General features: G+C 66.7%; 20 protein-coding genes and 1 tRNA gene. 18 read left to right on the top strand and 3 right to left on the bottom strand.

Annotated features, from left to right (window positions below):
- Positions 1–78 precede the first annotated feature (78 nt).
- Entirely contained in the window at positions 79–2256 is a 2178-nt protein-coding gene (locus BUB76_RS01180; protein ID WP_073125830.1) for an NADP-dependent isocitrate dehydrogenase, read from the bottom strand.
- A 143-nt stretch (positions 2257–2399) separates the two neighbouring features.
- Here BUB76_RS01180 and BUB76_RS01185 point away from each other — a divergent pair, with 143 nt between their 5' ends.
- The 3 genes from BUB76_RS01185 to BUB76_RS01195 all read left to right on the top strand — a co-directional run bounded on the left by BUB76_RS01185 (position 2400) and on the right by BUB76_RS01195 (position 3652).
- Positions 2400–2558: a YqaE/Pmp3 family membrane protein gene (locus BUB76_RS01185; RefSeq protein ID WP_073125833.1), complete on the top strand. Its 159-nt coding sequence runs from the start codon at positions 2400–2402 to the stop codon at positions 2556–2558.
- Positions 2559–2691: 133 nt separating this feature from the next.
- Positions 2692–3285 (top strand): NAD(P)H-dependent oxidoreductase, encoded by a 594-nt coding sequence (locus BUB76_RS01190; protein WP_073125835.1) that lies wholly within the window; start codon positions 2692–2694, stop codon positions 3283–3285.
- 34 nt (positions 3286–3319) lie between these two features.
- Complete coding sequence (locus BUB76_RS01195; protein ID WP_073126497.1) at positions 3320–3652, top strand: DMT family transporter; 333 nt, start codon at positions 3320–3322, stop codon at positions 3650–3652.
- Positions 3653–3677: 25 nt separating this feature from the next.
- Here the strand turns inward: BUB76_RS01195 and BUB76_RS01200 are convergent, their stop codons facing one another.
- The gene (locus BUB76_RS01200; protein WP_073125837.1) at positions 3678–4331 is read right to left on the bottom strand and encodes an alpha/beta hydrolase; all 654 of its coding nucleotides are present in this window, start codon (positions 4329–4331) and stop codon (positions 3678–3680) included.
- Between the two features lie 167 nt (positions 4332–4498).
- Here BUB76_RS01200 and iscR point away from each other — a divergent pair, with 167 nt between their 5' ends.
- From iscR to BUB76_RS01255, 11 genes are all read left to right on the top strand, one after another.
- Entirely contained in the window at positions 4499–4960 is a 462-nt protein-coding gene (iscR, locus tag BUB76_RS01205; RefSeq protein ID WP_073125839.1) for a Fe-S cluster assembly transcriptional regulator IscR, read from the top strand.
- A gap of 78 nt (positions 4961–5038) precedes the next feature.
- On the top strand, positions 5039–6085 hold the full coding sequence (locus BUB76_RS01210) for a cysteine desulfurase family protein (RefSeq protein ID WP_073125842.1): 1047 nt from the start codon (positions 5039–5041) through the stop codon (positions 6083–6085).
- A 24-nt stretch (positions 6086–6109) separates the two neighbouring features.
- Positions 6110–7642, top strand: coding sequence for a Fe-S cluster assembly protein SufB (sufB, locus tag BUB76_RS01215; RefSeq protein WP_073126499.1), 1533 nt, complete (start codon positions 6110–6112; stop codon positions 7640–7642).
- Positions 7643–7798: 156 nt separating this feature from the next.
- Positions 7799–8239, top strand: a complete 441-nt coding sequence (locus BUB76_RS01220; RefSeq protein ID WP_175550245.1) for a hypothetical protein — start codon at positions 7799–7801, stop codon at positions 8237–8239.
- A 19-nt stretch (positions 8240–8258) separates the two neighbouring features.
- Positions 8259–8468 (top strand): hypothetical protein, encoded by a 210-nt coding sequence (locus BUB76_RS01225; protein WP_073125847.1) that lies wholly within the window; start codon positions 8259–8261, stop codon positions 8466–8468.
- 1 nt (position 8469) lies between these two features.
- Positions 8470–9351, top strand: coding sequence for an FkbM family methyltransferase (locus BUB76_RS01230; protein WP_073125849.1), 882 nt, complete (start codon positions 8470–8472; stop codon positions 9349–9351).
- A 139-nt stretch (positions 9352–9490) separates the two neighbouring features.
- Entirely contained in the window at positions 9491–10246 is a 756-nt protein-coding gene (sufC, locus tag BUB76_RS01235; RefSeq protein ID WP_073126501.1) for a Fe-S cluster assembly ATPase SufC, read from the top strand.
- Positions 10246–11544, top strand: coding sequence for a SufB/SufD family protein (locus BUB76_RS01240; protein ID WP_073125851.1), 1299 nt, complete (start codon positions 10246–10248; stop codon positions 11542–11544). Before sufC ends, BUB76_RS01240 begins: the two co-directional genes overlap by 1 nt.
- Before the next feature lie 4 nt (positions 11545–11548).
- A complete protein-coding gene (locus BUB76_RS01245; RefSeq protein WP_073125853.1) occupies positions 11549–12046 on the top strand; it encodes a YIP1 family protein in 498 nt (165 codons plus the stop codon).
- Positions 12043–12648 carry a YIP1 family protein gene (locus BUB76_RS01250; protein WP_073125856.1) on the top strand — a complete coding sequence of 202 codons (606 nt, stop codon included), beginning with the start codon at positions 12043–12045 and terminating at the stop codon, positions 12646–12648. The genes BUB76_RS01245 and BUB76_RS01250 overlap by 4 nt, the downstream gene beginning before the upstream one ends.
- A gap of 10 nt (positions 12649–12658) precedes the next feature.
- Entirely contained in the window at positions 12659–13879 is a 1221-nt protein-coding gene (locus BUB76_RS01255) for a cysteine desulfurase (RefSeq protein WP_073125858.1), read from the top strand.
- 37 nt (positions 13880–13916) lie between these two features.
- Here the strand turns inward: BUB76_RS01255 and BUB76_RS01260 are convergent, their stop codons facing one another.
- On the bottom strand, positions 13917–15383 hold the full coding sequence (locus BUB76_RS01260; protein WP_073125861.1) for a peroxidase family protein: 1467 nt from the start codon (positions 15381–15383) through the stop codon (positions 13917–13919).
- Positions 15384–15566: 183 nt separating this feature from the next.
- Between BUB76_RS01260 and BUB76_RS01265 the strand changes: the two genes are divergently transcribed.
- The 4 genes from BUB76_RS01265 to BUB76_RS01280 all read left to right on the top strand — a co-directional run bounded on the left by BUB76_RS01265 (position 15567) and on the right by BUB76_RS01280 (position 18075).
- Positions 15567–15643, top strand: a tRNA-Arg gene (locus BUB76_RS01265).
- A 59-nt stretch (positions 15644–15702) separates the two neighbouring features.
- Entirely contained in the window at positions 15703–16440 is a 738-nt protein-coding gene (gene modA / locus BUB76_RS01270) for a molybdate ABC transporter substrate-binding protein (RefSeq protein WP_073125863.1), read from the top strand.
- On the top strand, positions 16437–17099 hold the full coding sequence (modB, locus tag BUB76_RS01275) for a molybdate ABC transporter permease subunit (protein WP_073125865.1): 663 nt from the start codon (positions 16437–16439) through the stop codon (positions 17097–17099). Before modA ends, modB begins: the two co-directional genes overlap by 4 nt.
- Entirely contained in the window at positions 17092–18075 is a 984-nt protein-coding gene (locus BUB76_RS01280; protein WP_175550246.1) for an ATP-binding cassette domain-containing protein, read from the top strand. The genes modB and BUB76_RS01280 overlap by 8 nt, the downstream gene beginning before the upstream one ends.
- Positions 18076–18153: the final 78 nt, after the last annotated feature.

The following is an 18153-nucleotide window of genomic DNA, read 5'->3' on the forward strand; positions in this document are numbered from 1 at the left end:
TCAAGGCCGTTGGTCGCGCGGGGGCGTGTATTTGCGAAGGGGCGCCCGTTGGCCGGGCGCCCCGTGATCGGCTCGATCTCAGCCGATGATCTCGTTCAGCGTGCTCGAGGGCCGCATCACCGCCGCGCGCTTGTCGGCGTCGGGGTGGTAGTAGCCACCGATCTCGGCCGGCTGGCCCTGGGCCGCGGCCAGTTCCGACACGATCTTGTCCTCGTTCTCGGCCAGCGCCGCGGCGATGGGCTTGAACTCGGCGGCCAGGTCGGTGTCGTCGGATTGCGACGCCAGTGCCTCGGCCCAGTACCGCGCGAACCAGTAGTGGCTGTCGCGGTTGTCGGGCTCGCCCACCTTGCGCGAGGGCGACCGGTCGTGGTCGAGGATGCCCTGCGTGGCGGTTTCGACCGCTTCGCCCAGGATGCGGGCGCGGGCGTTGTCGCGGGCCTCGCCGAAGAACTTGAAGCTCTCGGCCAGCGCGCAGAATTCGCCGAGCGAGTCCCAGCGCAGGTGGTTCTGTTCGACCAGCTGCTGCACGTGCTTGGGCGCCGAGCCGCCGGCGCCGGTCTCGAACAGGCCGCCGCCCTGCATCAGCTTGACGATGGACAGCATCTTGGCGCTGGTGGCGAGCTCGAGGATCGGGAACAGGTCCGTCAGGTAGTCACGCAGCACGTTGCCGGTGATGGCGATGGTGCTGTCGCCCTTGGTGATCGTCTCGAGCGAGGCGCGGGTCGCCTCGCGCGGGGCCATGATCTCGAACTTGTCGGCCACGCCCTTGGCTTCGAGGATCGGCTTGACGTAGGCGATTAGCTCGCGGTCGTGGGCGCGGTTCTCGTCCAGCCAGAAGATGGCACGGTAGCCGGTGGCGCGCTGGCGGTCGATGGCCAGGTTCACCCAGTCCTCGATCGGCGCCTTGCGGGCCGAGGCCGCGCGCCAGATGTCGCCCTTGCCGACCGTGTGGCTGTGCAGGACGGTGCCGTCCTCCAGCACCATCTTCACGGTGCCGGCCTCGGGGATCTCGAAGGTCGTCGGGTGCGAGCCGTATTCCTCGGCCTTCTGCGCCATCAGGCCGATATTCTGCACCGTTCCGGCGGTGGCCGGGTCGAGTTTCCCGTTCTCTTTGAAGAACTTGATCGTCTCATCGTAGACCGGCGCGTAGGAGCTGTCGGGGATGACGCAGGTGGTGTCGTGCTGGCCGTTATCCGCGCCCCAGCCCTTGCCGCCGTCCCGGATCAGCGCGGGCATGGACGCGTCGATGATGACGTCCGAGGGCACATGCAGGTTGGTGATGCCCTTGTCCGAGTTGACCATGTACATGGGCGGACGTTCCGCGCGGACGGCCTCGATATCGGCCATGATCTCGTCGTGGCCCTCGACCTTTGCCAGCAGGGCGCCGAGGCCGCCGTTGGGGTCGACACCCAACTCGTCCAGCTTGGCACCGTGCTTGTCGAAGACCGGCTTCAGCCAGGCCTTCACCGCGTGGCCGAAGATGATCGGGTCCGAGACCTTCATCATCGTGGCTTTCATGTGCAGCGAGAACAGCGTGCCGTCGGCCTTGGTCTTCTCGATCTCGTCCATGAGGAACGCGTCGAGCTTGTCGGCGCTCATGTAGGTGGCGTCGACCACGGTCCCGGCGGGGTAGCTGACGCCGTCCTTCAACACCGTTTCTCCATTGGCCGTCTCGAGCACGATCCTGGCGGTCGCGGCACCGTCCAGCGTGGCCGATGCCTCGTTCGAGAAGAAGTCGCCGTCCTCCATCGAGGCGACGCGCGTCTTGCTGTCGCTGGACCAGTCGCCCATGCGGTGCGGGTTGTTCTGGGCGAATTTCTTCACGGCCGGGGCCGCGCGGCGGTCGGAGTTGCCTTCGCGCAGGACGGGGTTCACGGCCGAGCCCTTGATCGTGTCGTACTTGGCGCGCGCGGCCTTCTCGGCGTCGGTCTGCGGATCGTAGGGATAGTCGGGGATATCGAACCCCTGGGCCTGCAGTTCCTTGATGGCCGCATCCAGCTGCGGCACCGAGGCCGAGATGTTCGGCAGCTTGATGACGTTCGCCTCGGGCGTCTTCACCCAGTCGCCCAACCAGGCCAGGTCGTCGGGATGGTCGGTGAAGGCCGCCAGGATCCGCCCGGCGAGCGAGATGTCCTTGGTGTCGATGGAAATGCCCGCGGCCAGCGCGAAACGGCGGACGATGGGCAAAAGGGAGGCCGAGGCCAGTTCGGGCGCCTCGTCGACGGTGGTATAGACGATATCCGGGGTCGTAGACATGGGATCCTCGCTGAAATCTGGATTTGCGCCGGTCTTAGACCAAACGGCGGCGCGCTGAAAGAAAATAATTGTATGCGGATGTATACCGACGCGATCCGGAACGAATCGGTCCGCCACACGTCTTGGCGGGGAAGGAGAAACACATGGATATCATTCGCATCATCATCGCCATCATCCTGCCGCCCCTGGGCGTGTTCCTGCAGGAAGGGTTGGGCAAGCATTTCTGGATCAACATCCTGCTGACGATCCTGGGCTACATCCCCGGCATCGTCCACGCGCTTTGGATCATCATCAAGCGCTAGGGCCCCGTCTGCTCACTGTCGCGCCCATTCGCACAGGCGATGTTCATCGGCGAAGGATGACACCGGGCCGGCAGATCCGATCTATGGCACATAACATCGACCGAGCAGACGGCTCGAACCAAGGAGCATTCCCATGAGCACACCGAAAATCCTGATCCTGTTCTACTCAACCTACGGGACCAACCACACGGTCGCGCAGACCGCCGCCGAGGCCGCGAAAGAGGCGGGCGCCGACGTACGGCTGCGCCGCTTCGCCGAGACGGCCCCGAAAGAGGTCGTCGAGGGGCAGGACGCCTGGAAGGCGCAGCTGGAGAAGATGCAGGACATCCCCGAGGTTTCGCCCGACGACATGGAATGGGCCGACGGCTACTTCGTTTCGGCGCCCACCCGGTTCGGCGTCGTGGCCAGCCAGGTGCGCGTGTTCTTCGACACGCTGGGCGCGCTGTGGCAGAAGGGCGCCCTGGCCAACAAGACCTTCACCGCCACGACATCGTCCAACACGCCGAACGGCGGGCAGGAGATGACGCTCCAGTCGCTTTACACCACCGCGATGCACTGGGGCACGATCATCGTCGCGCCGGGCTATACCGACGGCGTGAAATTCGAGGATAACGGCAACCCCTACGGCTTCTCGAAGGCTGCGGGCGAGTTCGAGGACGTGCATCGCCGGTCCATCTCGTTCCAGGCCCGAAGGTTGGTCGAGATCACCGCCAAGCTGGTGGGCTGATGTCCGCAGGGATCGCATGGCAGGGCGCGCGTCGATGACGCGCGCCTACCTGTTCCTGATGACGGCCATCGTGCTCGAGGTGATGGCGACCACGGCGCTGGCGCGGTCCAACAGCTTTTCGCGGCTGCTGCCCAGCATCCTGTGCGTGGTCGGCTACGTGGGGTCGTTCTACTGCCTGTCGATCCCGATCCGGGTGATGCCCACGGGGATCATCTACGCGATCTGGGCGGGCGTGGGGATCGTGCTGATCACGCTGGTCGCCTGGATCTGGCAGGGCCAGGTCCTGGACGCCCCCGCCTTGGCGGGGCTCGCCCTGATCCTGGCGGGTGTCGTCGTCATCAACGTGTTCTCCGACACCCTGCACTGACCGGGCCGGGTGGCCCGGCCGTCGATCAGCGGGAGTTCTCGGTCAGCCGCCGCTTCACGTAATCCTGCACCGTGCCGATCATCGGCTCCATGTGCGGATCCTCGAAGAAGTGGCCGGCGCCCTCGACCTCCTCGTGGGTGATGGTGATGCCCTTTTGCTCGTGCAGCTTGCCGACCAGCGTGTGGGTGTCCTTCGGCGGGGCGACGCGGTCGTTCGCGCCGTTGATGATCAGGCCCGAGCTGGGGCAGGGGGCGAGAAAGCTGAAATCGTACATGTTGGCCGGCGGGCTGACGGACACGAAGCCGGTGATTTCGGGCCGCCGCATCAGCAGCTGCATGCCGATCCACGCCCCGAAGCTGAAGCCCGCGACCCAGCAATGCTTGGCGTTGCTGTTCATGCTTTGCAGGTAATCCAGCGCCGCGGCGGCATCCGACAGCTCGCCCACGCCCTGGTCGTATTCGCCCTGGCTGCGGCCCACGCCACGGAAGTTGAAGCGCAGGACCGTGAAGCCGAGGTTCAGGAACGCGTAGTGCAGGTTGTAGACCACCCGGTTGTTCATCGTTCCGCCGAATTGCGGATGCGGGTGCAGCACGATGGCGATGGGCGCGTCGCGGACCTTCTGCGGGTGATAGCGACCTTCCAGGCGACCTTCGGGGCCGGGAAAAATAACCTCGGGCATGGGCGCACGATCTTTCTTGTCTGCGGTGGGCCGGGCTTAGTTGACGGAAAGCGTCTGCCACCTTAGAAACGTTCTAAATTGGCGCCGGGCCGGGCCTGTCGCCAAGTCTGTCAGCAGGTAGAGGGCGTTCGTCAGAACGTCAACTGTCACGGGCGTTTGAGGATCGTATGAAGCTGAGCACCAAGGGGCGTTACGCGATGGTCGCACTGAGCGACCTTGCCTTGCAGGGCGACGGGGCGCTGGTGTCGCTGGCCGAACTCAGCCGGCGGCAAAAGATCTCGCTGGCCTACATGGAGCAGCTCTTCGTCAAGCTGCGCCGCGCCAAGCTGGTGGAATCGGTGCGCGGACCCGGCGGCGGATACAAGCTGGCGCGTCCGGCCTCCGAGATCCGGGTCGCGGACGTGCTGGGCGCCGTGGACGAGACGGTCAGCGCCATGCACCTGGGCGCGGGCGTGTCGGGCGGCACCTCGGGCACCAAGGCGCAATCGCTGAACAACCGGCTGTGGGAAGGGCTGAGCGCCCATGTTTACGTCTTCCTGCACCAGACGCGCCTGTCGGACGTGGTCGACAACAGCCTTGCGCCCTGTCCGGCGGTGCCGAACCTGTTCGAGGTCGTGGATGAGACCTGATCGCGCGCCATATGGGGCGCTGCCCCGCCGCTGCGCGGCTCCCCGAGGTATTTGGGGAAAGATGAAGCGGGGACGGGCGTGAGCGACCGCAGCTATCTCGACTGGAACGCCAGCGCGCCGCTGCGCGCCGAGGCGCGGGAGGCCATGGTCGCGGCGCTGGGGCAGGCGGGCAACCCGTCGGCGATCCACGCCGAGGGGCGTGCCGCCCGTGCCATCGTCGAGCGGGCCCGCGCGCAGGTGGCCGAGGCCCTGGGCGCCATGGCGGCCGACGTGGTGTTCACCTCGGGCGCGACCGAAGCGGCGGCGCTGGCCTGCGCAGGGCGCGGCCTCGTTTGCGCGCCGGTCGAGCACGAGGCTGTGCTGGCCTGGTGCGACCCGTCGCTGGCCGTGGATGCCCAGGGTGCGGTGACGGTGACCGATCCGGGCCGCAGCGCGCTTCAGGCCGCCAATTCCGAGACCGGGATCGTGCAGGACCTGCCCGAGGGGATCGCGGTCGTCGACGCGACGCAGATCCTCGGCAAGCTGCCCTTCGCCTTCGACTGGTCCGGCGCCGACATGGCCTTCGTCTCGGCCCACAAGATCGGCGGGCCCAAGGGGGTCGGCGCGCTGGTGCTGCGGCGCGGGCTGGACCTGGCCGCGCAGATCCGCGGCGGCGGGCAGGAGATGGGGCGCCGGTCGGGCACCGAGAACGTGGCGGCCATCGCGGGTTTCGGCGCCGCCGCCGAGGCGGCCGCGCGCGACCTGGCCGCCGGTCTCTGGGATGACGTGGCGCGTCGGCGTGACGCGCTGGAATCGGCCTTGGACAATGCGGCCCCGCACACCACATTCGTGGGGCAAGGGGCGCGACGCCTGCCCGGCACGACCTGCCTTGTCACCCCCGGCTGGAAGGGCGAGACGCAGGTCATGCAGATGGACCTGGCGGGGATCGCGGTCAGCGCGGGATCGGCCTGTTCCAGCGGCAAGCTGCGCGGCAGCGGGACGCTGGCGGCCATGGGGTTCGACGCGACGGCGGCCGGATCGGCCCTGCGCGTCTCGATCGGGCCGGACACGACAGAGGATGACATGGCGCGCTTCGTCGACGCATGGAGCGCCGCCCACCAGAAATACCGGGCGCGCGCCGCCTGAGAAGGAGAGATCACGATGACCGAGATGACCACTTTGCAGGACAAGGCCAAGGAAGGCGTCGACCAGGAGACGGTCGATGCCGTGGCCCAGCTGTCGGGCACCTACAAGCACGGCTGGAACACAGAGATCGAGATGGATTTCGCGCCCAAGGGCCTGACGGAAGACATCGTGCGCCTGATCTCGGAGCGCAACGACGAGCCGCAATGGATGCTGGATTTCCGGCTGGAGGCCTTCGCGCGCTGGCAGAAGATGGAAGAGCCCGACTGGTCGATGCTGCGTTACGCGCCCGTCGACTACCAGGAGCAGTATTACTACGCCAAGCCGGCCTCGATGACGGAAAAGCCCAAGTCGCTGGACGACGTCGACCCCAAGCTGCTGGAAACCTACGAGAAGCTGGGCATCCCGCTGAAGGAGCAGATGGTCCTGGCCGGAGTCGAGGGCGCCGACGAAGCCCCGGCCGAGGCCAAGGACGGTGAGCGCAAGGTCGCCGTCGACGCGGTCTTCGACTCGGTTTCGGTGGGCACGACCTTCAAGAAGGAGCTCGAGAAGGCGGGCGTGATCTTCTGCTCGATCTCGGAGGCCATCCGCGAGCATCCCGAGCTGGTGAAGAAGTACCTGGCCAGCGTCGTGCCGACGCAGGACAACTATTTCGCGACCCTGAACTCGGCCGTGTTCAGCGACGGGTCCTTCGTCTACATCCCGCCGGGCACGCGCTGCCCGATGGAGCTGAGCACCTATTTCCGCATCAATGCCGAGAATACGGGCCAGTTCGAGCGGACGCTGATCATCGCCGACGAAGGCAGCTATGTGAGCTACCTGGAAGGCTGCACCGCGCCCATGCGCGACACCAACCAGCTGCACGCGGCCGTGGTGGAGATCGTGGCGCTGGACGATGCCGAGGTGAAATACTCGACCGTCCAGAACTGGTATCCGGGCGACGAGAACGGCAAGGGCGGCATCTACAACTTCGTCACAAAGCGTGCCGATTGCCGCGGTGCGCGGTCGAAGGTCAGCTGGACCCAGGTGGAAACCGGCTCGGCGCTGACCTGGAAATACCCGTCCTGCATCCTGCGCGGCGACGACAGCCAGGGCGAGTTCTACTCGATCGCCATCACCAACAACTGGCAGCAGGCCGATACCGGCACCAAGATGGTGCACCTGGGCAAGAACACCCGGTCGCGGATCGTCAGCAAGGGAATCAGCGCGGGACACGCGCAGAACACCTATCGCGGTCTCGTCTCCATGCACCCGAAGGCCAAGAACAGCCGGAACTACACGCAATGCGACAGCCTGCTGATCGGCGGCGACTGCGGCGCGCACACGGTTCCCTATATCGAGGTCAAGAACAACTCGTCGCGGGTCGAGCACGAGGCCACGACCTCGAAGGTCGACGACGACCAGATGTTCTATTGCCAAAGCCGCGGGCTGGACGAGGAAGAGGCCGTGGCTCTGATCGTGAACGGCTTCTGCAAGGAGGTCCTGCAGGCGCTGCCCATGGAATTTGCCATGGAAGCCCAGCAGCTTGTCGCGATCAGCTTGGAGGGGTCCGTCGGATGAATTCCGCACGACCGCCATTTTTTCGCCTCACTGCGGAATCAGTGTCAATCCTGTCTGAAAGGGCAGGGTCGGCAAAAAGTGAGGGTTCACGTGGCGACGCGGAACAAGTCTTTCGAGGAACGGATCGCAGCCATTCGGTCGGGCGCCGCGGGCACCATGACTTGCCAGCTTTCGGCCTTGCCCGAGGGCGGGGCGCAGCTGCGTCTGCCGACCGTGGCGGCAGCAGTGACGCCGGTTCGCGTTCTCGTGGGCGGCATCACCGGTGGCGCCGCGCTGCTGGCGGGCAACATCCTGTCGGCGCGGCTGGAGCCGGTCGTCTACAGCCTGGACTACCTGCTGGCCGCGACGCTTCTTCTGCTGGGCGGCGTGGGCCTGGGCGCGGTGCTGGCCGTGCTGGCCATGATCGCCCTGCGCCTCAACAAGCCGGAATTGCAGATCGCCCTGGCCGCCGGCTTCCTGGCGATGCTGGTGGGCGAGACGCATCTTGCCGAGGCAGCGCCCGAGCTGTGGGCCACGCTGTATTTCCCCGAGACGGCCACCTCCATGAAGTTCGAGCTGCCGGTCGACATGGGCAGCTACAGGCAAGCCTCTCTCTGATCCCGTCGGGGGCCGCTGCATGAGCGGCCTCGACCGGATCCGCGTCCCCGAATCGAAGCGATGGATCGCGAGCGTCATCATCGGCGTCGCCACCGTCATGGGGTTGTTTTTGTCCGCGTCGTGGTGGATGGCGGGCGGCCTGCCGCGGGTCGTCATCGCCGCCCTCGTGTCGGCGTTCGTCGGCTGGGTCGTGGCCTTCGCGTTTCTGCGAGACAGGCGCCGGCGCTGACATGGCGGGGGCTGCGCAACGGCATTTCGACGCGGACCGCGTCGGCGACCTGATCGCCGTGTTGTCGCCCGAGCGGCCGACCCGCGTGGTCGAGGTCGGCGCCAACCCGATCAACGACAACCCCTATGCCAACCTGCGCGACATGGGCGGCTGCCACGTCTGGGGGTTCGAACCGGACCCCACGGCGTTCGCCCGGCTGGAAAGCCGCGAGAACGAGACCTACCTTCCGCATGCCGTGGGAGATGGCGCCCGCCGCACGCTGAAAGTGTGCCGGATGCCGTCGCTGACATCGCTGCTCGAGCCGGCCGCGGGCACCCACGCCTACCTGCAACGCATGTCGAAGCCGGCCACGGTCGAGCAAAGGGTGGATGTCGACACCGTACGGCTGGACGACCTGTCCGACCCCGACGCGTTCGATCTGCTGAAGATCGACGTGCAGGGCGGCGAGTTGCTTGTGTTCGAGGGCGCGGCCAACCGGCTGCGCGGGACGTCGGTCGTGATCACCGAGGTGGGGTTCCTGCCCATCTACGAAGACCAGCCTCTACTCGACGCGCAGATGGCGGCCCTGCGCGCGGCGGGGCTGATGCTGCACAAGTTCCTTCACATGAAGGCCCTGTCCCTGCGGGGCGGCATGAATACCGGCCTTCACAAGCGCCGTCACGGCAACCAATTGATTGACGGGGACGCGGCGTTCGTCCGCGACATCATGGTGCCCGAGGCGGTGCCGGATGAACAGTTGAAGCACCTGGCGATCCTGTCGGACGCGGTGCTGGAAAGTTTCGACCTTGCCGTGCGCTGCCTCGACCTGCTGGTGGCGCGCGGATCCATCGACGGCAACGCGGCCCAGAGCTACGTGGACCGCTTGCCCGACCAGGCGGCCTGAAAGCCGGCCACGAGATTTCGCGGTGCCTTTCGGCCCGCGCGCGTCCTTGCTAGGACGCCCCCAAGACGCGGGACCCGCGCGGGCCCGCCGGAAAACACCGCGGCGTGAGCGCCGCCGCAGACGAAGGAAGATGATGACGATGCTTGAGATCAAGAACCTGCATGTTGAGCTGGAAGAGGAAAACAAGAAGATCCTCAAGGGCGTGGACCTGACCGTCGAGACGGGCAAGGTGCACGCGATCATGGGGCCGAACGGGTCCGGCAAGTCGACGCTCAGCTACGTGCTGTCGGGCCGCGACGGCTACGAGGTGACGGACGGCAGCGCGACGCTGGAAGGCGAGGATATCCTGGACATGGACCCCGAGGAGCGCGCCGCCGCCGGCATGTTCCTGGCGTTCCAGTACCCGGTCGAGATCCCCGGCGTGGGCAACATGACCTTCCTGCGCACGGCGCTGAACGCCCAGCGCAAGGCGCGCGGCGAGCCCGAGGTCAGCTCGGCCGATTTCCTGAAGATGGTGCGCGCCAAGGCGAAGGACCTGCAGATCGACGCCGACATGCTGAAGCGCCCGGTCAACGTGGGCTTCTCGGGCGGCGAGAAGAAGCGCAACGAGATCCTGCAGATGGCCATGCTGGAACCCAAGATGTGCATCCTGGACGAGACCGACTCGGGTCTCGACGTGGACGCCATGAAGCTGGTGGCCCAGGGCGTGAACGCGCTGCGGGACGAAGGCCGCGCCTTCCTGGTCATCACCCACTACCAGCGGCTTCTGGACCACATCCGGCCGGACGTCGTGCACATCATGTCCGACGGTCGCATCGTGAAGACCGGCGGGCCCGAGCTTGCGCTGGAAGTCGAGAAGAACGGCTATGGCGACCTGCTGGCGGAGGGTGCGTAATGGCCCTTCCCAAGGCAAAACAGGACGCGACCGACGCACGGCTCGCCGATCTGGAGATCCCCGTCAGCGGCGGCTGGAGCCTGGCCGCGCGCCAGGACGCGGCCGAACGGCTGGTGCAGATGGGCCTGCCGCAGCCCCGTGACGAATACTGGCGCTTCACCCGCCCGAAGGACCTGATCGCGCCCGAGGCTCCGGCCGCGGCGCCCATGGACGAAAGCGACGAAAACCCCGTCTTCTCGGACAAGGGCGCCTGCACGCTCGTGTTCCGCGATGGCGTGTTCGACGCCGACGCCTCGGACGGCGATCTGCCCGCGGGTGTCGCGATCACGCGCCTGGCCGTGTCGCAGGACAACGATATCGACTGGGCCTCGGCGCTTTACGGCAAGCTGGAGCTCGAGGGTCAAACGCCGGTCCAGCGTCCGCTGGCCGCGCTGAATACCGCATTCGCCACCGATGGCCTGATCATCGACGTGACCGACAAGGTCGAGACGCCGATCCTGATCCGCTATGTCCACGAGCGTGACGACAGCGACCCGGTCCTGCACCACCTGGTGCGTCTGCACGCGGACACCGAACTGACGCTGCTGGAAGTCGGCGCGCCCGGCGCCCGCTGCAACACGGTGATGGAGGTCGACGTGGCCAACGATGCCACGCTGCACCATGTCCGCGACCAGGGCCGTAACCACGACCGCCGCACCAACACCCATGCCTTCGCAAAGCTGGGCGCGCGGTCGACCTACAAGAGCTTCACGCTGTCGCTGAACGGCGCGCTCAGCCGCAACGAACAGATCGTCAGCTTCACCGGCGACGACGCCGTGGCCCACGTGGCGGGCGCCGCGATCGGCGACGGCAAGAACGACCCGGTGCACCACGACGACACCGTGTTCGTCACCCACGACGCGCTGCGCTGCGAAAGCCGCCAGGTGTTCAAGAAGGTGCTGAAGAACGGCGCGGTGGGCGTGTTCCAGGGCAAGATCCTGGTGAAGAAGGACGCGCAGAAGACCGACGGCTACCAGATCAGCCAGTCGCTGCTGCTGGACGACGACAGCCAGTTCCTGGCCAAGCCCGAGCTCGAGATCTATGCCGACGACGTGGCCTGTTCGCACGGCTCCACCACCGGTGCCATCGACGAGGATGCGCTGTTCTACCTGCGCTCGCGCGGGGTGCCGAAGCCGCGCGCCGAGGACCTGCTCGTCCTGTCCTTCCTGGCCGAGGCCTTGCAGGAGATCGAGGACGAGACGCTGGCCGACGAGCTGAACGAACGTCTCGCCGCCTGGCTGGGCCGGCACGCGGTCTGACCGGGTGGCCCTGACCGGAGACATCCTGGCCAGCTATCGTGGCCCCGGCCCGGTGCTGCGCCGCCGTCTTCACGGCAGTGGCGACGGCCGGGGCGAGGCGCGGGCGCTGGTCACGCTGATGCTGGCCTGTGCCCTGATCTTCGTGGCGCAATGGCCTCGCCTGTCGCGCGAGGCGCATCTGTCGGGGCAGGAGCTGAACATGCTTCTCGGCGGTGCGCTTCTGGGGTGGCTCTTCATCGCGCCGCTGGCGATGTACGGCCTGGCGGCGATCAGCCACCTGGTCGCGCGGGTCTTCGGTGGCCGGGCCAGCTGGCTCGAGTCGCGGATGGCCCTGTTCTGGGGGTTGCTCGCGGCCGCGCCGCTCTGGCTGCTCTGGGGTCTGGTCGCGGGCTTCATCGGGCCGGGACCTGCGCTCGACCTGACCGGCATCGTGGCGCTGGTGGCGTTCCTGGTGCTGTGGCTCGCCGGGCTCTACACGTTCGAGTTCGGGAGAACCGCATGAACCTGATGTCTCCCGCCACGCTGGGTCAGCTCGTGGTCAGCACCCTGCGCGCGCCGCGCCCGACCTTCCGCGTGTTGCTCGAGATGGGTCTGCCGCGCGACGTGCTGTGGCAGGCTCTCACGCTGGTCGCGGTGCTGTCGCTGATCCTTTCGGTGGCCGTGAACGCCGTCTTCGTCGTCCAGGTCACGGGCAGCGAACAGGTGCCGCCCGAGGAAATCATCACCCTTTCGCCGCTGATGGTGGGGCTGATCCAGTTCGCCGTCCTGGTGGTGTCGGTGTTCCTGATCGATTGGGTCGGCAAGAAGTTCAAGGGCACTGGCAGCTTCAATGGCGCGATCCTGGCGGTCACGTGGCTCCAGGTCATGATGGTCGGCGTGCAGCTGGTGCAGATGCTGCTTCTGCTGGCTTTGCCCGTGCTGGGATCCGCCCTGACGCTTCTGGGCATGGTCCTGTTCTTCTGGCTGCTGACGAATTTCATCGCCGAGCTTCACGGCTTTACCAGCCTCGGCCGGGTGTTCGGGATGATCCTGTTCGTCATGGTGGGTGTGGCACTTGGCCTCTCTTTCTTGCTGACGCTGGTGGGCATAACTGTCCCCCGGTAGGAGGTATTCCATGTTCGATGTTGACGCGATCCGCGCCGAGTTTCCCATCATGTCGCGGCAGATCAACGGCAAGCCGCTGGTCTATCTCGACAGTGGCGCGTCGGCGCAGAAGCCGCAGGTGGTGATCGACACGATCACGCGCGCCTATGCCGAGGACTACGCGAACGTGCATCGCGGGCTGCACACGCTCAGCACGATCTCGACCGAGAATTACGAGTCCGTGCGCGGCAAGCTCGCCCGTTTCCTGAACGCGGCCTCCGAAGACAGCATCGTGATGAATACCGGCACGACCGAGGGCATCAACATGGTCGCCTATGCCTGGGCCATGCCGCGGTTCGAGCCGGGTGACGAGATCATCCTGTCGGTGATGGAGCACCACGCCAACATCGTGCCGTGGCACTTCCTTCGCGAACGGCAGGGCGCGGTCATCAAGTGGATCGAGCCGGCAGCCGACGGGTCGCTGGACCCGCAGGCGGTGATCGACGCCATGGGGCCGAAGACCCGGCTGGTGGCAATGACCCACATGTCGAACGTGCTGGGCACGGTGGTGGACGTGAAGGCCATCTGTCGCGCGGCGCGCGAGCGCGGGATCGCCACCCTGATCGATGGCAGCCAGGCGGCGGTGCACATGCCAGTGGACGTGAGCGATATCGGCTGCGACTTCTACGCGGTGACGGGCCACAAGCTTTACGGGCCATCGGGCTCCGGCGGCATCTATGTTCACCCCGACCGCATGGCCGAGATGCGCCCCTTCATGGGCGGCGGTGACATGATCCGCGAGGTGCGCCGCGACGGGATCGACTACAACGATGCGCCGATGAAATTCGAGGCGGGCACGCCGGGTATCGTCCAGCAGATCGGGCTGGGTGCCGCTTTGGACTGGATGACCAATGTCGGGTTGGACGCCATCGCGGCGCACGAGGCGGACTTGCGCGACTATACCCAGTCGCGGCTTGCGGGGCTGAACTGGGTCAACGTGCAGGGCAGCGCGCCGGGCAAGGGCGCGATCTTCTCGTTCACGCTGGACGGCGCGGCGCATCCGCACGACATCTCGACCGTTCTGGACAAGCGCGGGATCGCGGTGCGCGCGGGCCAGCATTGCTGCGGCCCGCTGATGGATCACCTGGGCGTCGCCGCGACCACCCGGGCAAGCTTCGCCGTCTACAACACGCGCGCCGACGTGGACGCGCTGGTCGACGGTCTGGAGCTCTGCCACGACCTGTTCGCCTGACGGCACGGCCCGGGCGCACACCCGGGCCGCATGGAGGTCAGTGGCAGTAAAGATCCTCGCGATGGGCGACATCGTCGCGATGGGTCTCGACGAACTGCATCAGCGACGCCATCGAGAAGTGATCGCCGAAACCCGACCACGGCGTGAAGCCCTGCAGGTTCAGCACGCTTTCGGGGTCGAGCTTCATCGCGCGGATCAGGACCGAGGCGACGATGCGCCCGCCAACGCCGGTCAGCCGCCCGTTGCCGAAGGTCGAGGCTTCCTGCAGGCAGTAGAACCACAGCGGGGTCTTGTCGATGTGATGGTCCTGCAGCACCTCGGGCGCCGGGATAACGTCCAGCCCCAGCCGCGCCGCCGCGTGCTGGCCCGATATCACCTGCATGGCGGTGCGGTCGCGCAGGATGTTGCGCAGGGCGAGCTTCTTGGCCTGCGGCAGCGGGATCTCGTAGTCGGCCCACATCAGGGGCTTCGCCACCACCGAGTTCGGTAGTTCGAACAGGGTCTTGGCCATCTTGATCCCAACGGGCAGGGCCTTCTGCGCGTCGGCCCCGAAGAACCGCGCCATTTCCAGATCGTTCGCGGCATCGCGCGGACCGAACCCTTCCATGGTGAACAGGCCGACCCCGGTCTTGTCGGCGTTCAGGTCGTATTTCGCCTGCACCGTGGCGTGGCCGAACCGGTAGGCCGCGACCGAGAACTCGGCCGGCATGATCGGACCCCGGTCGTGGAAGGGATCGTGGGCCAGCACCTCGTCGATGACGCTTTGCTCGACGAAGCTGGGCAGGAAGTCTTTCAGGACCAGCCATTGGTAGTGCAGCCGGATGAAACGGCGCACCTCTTCGAATCCGACCATGGCCTCGGGGATGACCTCGTGCCAGACATCCCGACGTACACCCATTTGAGCGCAGGCATGGATGTCGTGGCCCGCGGCCTCGTCGTTTTCCAGCATCGTCATCAGGATGTTGTGCAGCATCACGAAGGAGGCATGCACCTGGCTGACGATGATGTTCTCGTCGTTGCGGGGATCGCCGATCAGCGCGCGGCCATGGCAGTTGCGCGCCAGGTCATGGGGGCTGTCGGGCCGGCCCAGCAGCATGAAGCCCTCGTGATCGTGGGAATAGAGGTAGGGACTGGCCTCGGGGCCGTCGCCGTAGACGCAATCGAGATCCAGGTTCGGCGTGCGCACGTTGCGCACCGAACGCGGGTCGATCCGCTGGCCGATGGCGCTGGTCGTGTCCAGCGTGATGTCGTGGTCGATGAACTGACCGAAGAAGGTCTGCCCCGCATCCGCCGGACCATCCTCGACCTTGTCGCTCCGCATGGTTTCCACCAGCGCGTCGAAGCCGTCGACGATCGTCTTACGGCTGAGGTTGCCGGTGATGGGGTTCGCCTCGAAAAGATAGCCGAAGGTCTGCGGCAGCGGGGCCGCATTGGTGCCGTGACCGCCAAGACAGTCGCGCAGGAACGTATCGATTCGGGAGAGTCCGTGAGCCATGTTCGTCATGGAAATATCCTTTGATTTGAAAAGAATGCTAAAAATGCAATCGTCAAATGAAGGCGCGAAAATTGCGCACGCAGAGGTTGTAGCACGGTTGCGCACCGATTTCCACTTCGCCGTGCGGCCCGACGCGTCCTGCCGCGATTTGCAGTTGTCGAAGCAGTCCGACCCGGTTAGGGAAGGCGCCAAGGACCATTAGCTCAGCTGGATAGAGCGCTGCCCTCCGAAGGCAGAGGCCAGAGGTTCGAATCCTCTATGGTCCGCCATCATCCCACGCCCTTTCGTCGCTATTGCATCCCCGCCAGCGCTCGGGCTTAACCGGCCCATGGTGCGGTTATTCCTGATCATTTGGCTTCTGGCTCAGCCCGTCACGGCGCTGGCCGACACCGTCCGTCTGGCCGTCGCGGCCAATGCGCTTCCAGCGGCCGAGGCGCTGGCGCGCGCGTTCACGGATGAGACGGGCGATGCGGTCAGCATCGCGCATGGCGCCACGGGCAAGCTTTACGTCCAGATCACGCGCGGCGCGCCCTTCGACATCTTCCTGTCGGCCGACAGCGCGCGGCCCGAGCGGCTCATGCGCGAGGGGCTTGGCCGGGCCAGCAAGCCCTACGCGCTGGGGCGGCTGGTGCTGGTGGCGCCCGAGGGGGTCGATCCGCAAAGCGCGCCCGTCGATCTTCTGCGGGGTCAACGGATCGCGCTGGCCGATCCGGCGCTGGCGCCCTACGGCGTGGCGGCGGTCGAGACGCTCGCGGCCTGGGGGCTGGGTCTCGACGCGGTCCAGCCGCTCCTGGCCGAAAACGTGGGGCAGGTGGCGGTCTGGCTGTCCACTGGCAATGCCGACTATGGCCTGTTGGCCGCGTCGCTGCTGCCGGACCTGCGGGCCCGGCGCGACGTGTCCGTCCTGGCGGTTGCCGATGATCTGCACGCCCCCATCGCGCAGGATGCCGTGTGGCTGGCGTCCGCGGCCGAGGTTCCGGCCGCCGCGCGGTTCTGGGACTGGCTCGGCTCCGACACCGCCACGGCGATCCTCGTGGATCACGGCTACGACGTGCCCGCGCGATGATCTGGGACGCGGTCTGGCTGTCGTTGCGGCTGTCGGCCGTGACCACGGTGATCCTTCTGGCGGTGTCGCTGCCGCTGGCATGGTGGCTGGCCAACACGCGCAACCGGCTGAAACCGTTGATCGAGGCGCTGACCGCGCTGCCGCTGGTGCTGCCGCCGACGGTTCTCGGCTTCTACCTTCTGCTGCTCATGAGCCCCGATGCCCCGCTTGGCGGTTTCTGGCTGCGTCTGACCGGCGACACGCTGACCTTCAATTTCGCGGGGCTTGTCGTTGCCTCATGCCTCTATTCACTGCCCTTCGCGGTGCAGCCGTTGCAAACCGCCTTCGCCGGGCTGCCCAGCGGCATGATGCAGGCCGCCGCGACGCTGGGCGCCGCGCCCTTCGACGCCTTCCGCAGCGTGGCGCTGCCGCTGGCCCGGCGTGGCGTGCTCACGGCGGGGGTTCTGAGCTTCGCCCACACGCTGGGGGAATTCGGCGTCGTGTTGATGGTAGGCGGGAATATCCCCGGCAGCACGCGGGTGATCTCGGTCGAGATCTACTCGGCGGTTGAAACGCTGGAATACCGCACCGCACATATCCTGTCTGCCGGATTGCTGGTCAGCAGCTTCGCGGTGCTGGTGCTCGTCTACGGCGTGGGTCGGAGCCGCTGGCGTGTCTGACGGATTGTCCTTCGACCTGACGATCCGGCATCCCGGGCTGGATCTGCGGCTGTGGGCCGATCTGCCCGCGCGTGGTGTGACTGCACTGGTGGGCGCCTCCGGGGCCGGCAAGACATCCCTCCTGCGGGCCTTGGCCGGCGTGCTGCCCGCGACGGGGCCCATCACCCTGAACGGCGACCGGCTGGATCCGCTGCCGGCCCACCGGCGCGGGGTCGGACTCGTCTTCCAGGGTGCGATGCTGTTTCCGCACCTGAGCGTGGCCGAGAACATCGCCTACGGCGCCCAACGTGCTGGCACGCCCGGGCCCGAGGTCGAGCGCGTGGTGCAGGCGCTGGACGTGGGCCCACTCATCTCACGGGCGCCGGACACATTGTCGGGGGGCGAGGCAAGGCGCGTGGCCCTGGCGCGCACGCTCGCGGCGCGTCCGCGGCTGTTATTGTTGGACGAACCTTTGGCCGGGCTCGATCCTGCCCGGAAGCGGGACATCCTGCCATACCTGGCCCGTGCGATCCGGTCGGCGGGCTGCCCCGCGCTGTTCGTCACCCACGACACCAACGAAAGCCTCGCGCTAGCCGACCGCCAGCTGCGTATCGCGGGCGGGCGTATCAGCGACACCGCCATGGACACGGCCCTGATTCCCGGCCGGGTCGCGCGGGACGGGGCGGGCGCGACGTTGCACGTGGCGGGACAGACGGTGCCGATGCCCTTCGCCGCGCGCGAGGACGAACCCTGGGGGCTGGTGGTCGCGCCGGGACGGGCAACGTTCCTGGGGGGCGATGGCCCCCGGGTGACCGACGCGCCGGCCGTCCTCCCGGCCCGGATCGTTTCCGTGGCCTCCGAGTCCGTCACGGTGGACATCGACGGGGCGCGGATCGATTGGCCCCTGCCGGACGCTGCGACAAAAGGCCTCCAAACCGGCGATTCATGCGCTATCGCCTTGCAGACTCCGATCTTCAGGTTGGTCTCCGAGACTTAACGATTCGTGAATCTCTTCACGCTCCTCGAACAATCTGCGGCCGGGGGATGAATCGTCCGCGCCAACAGGACAATCCGC

It is taken from the genome of Palleronia salina (genome assembly GCF_900141995.1).
Taxonomy (GTDB): Bacteria; Pseudomonadota; Alphaproteobacteria; order Rhodobacterales; family Rhodobacteraceae; genus Palleronia; species Palleronia salina.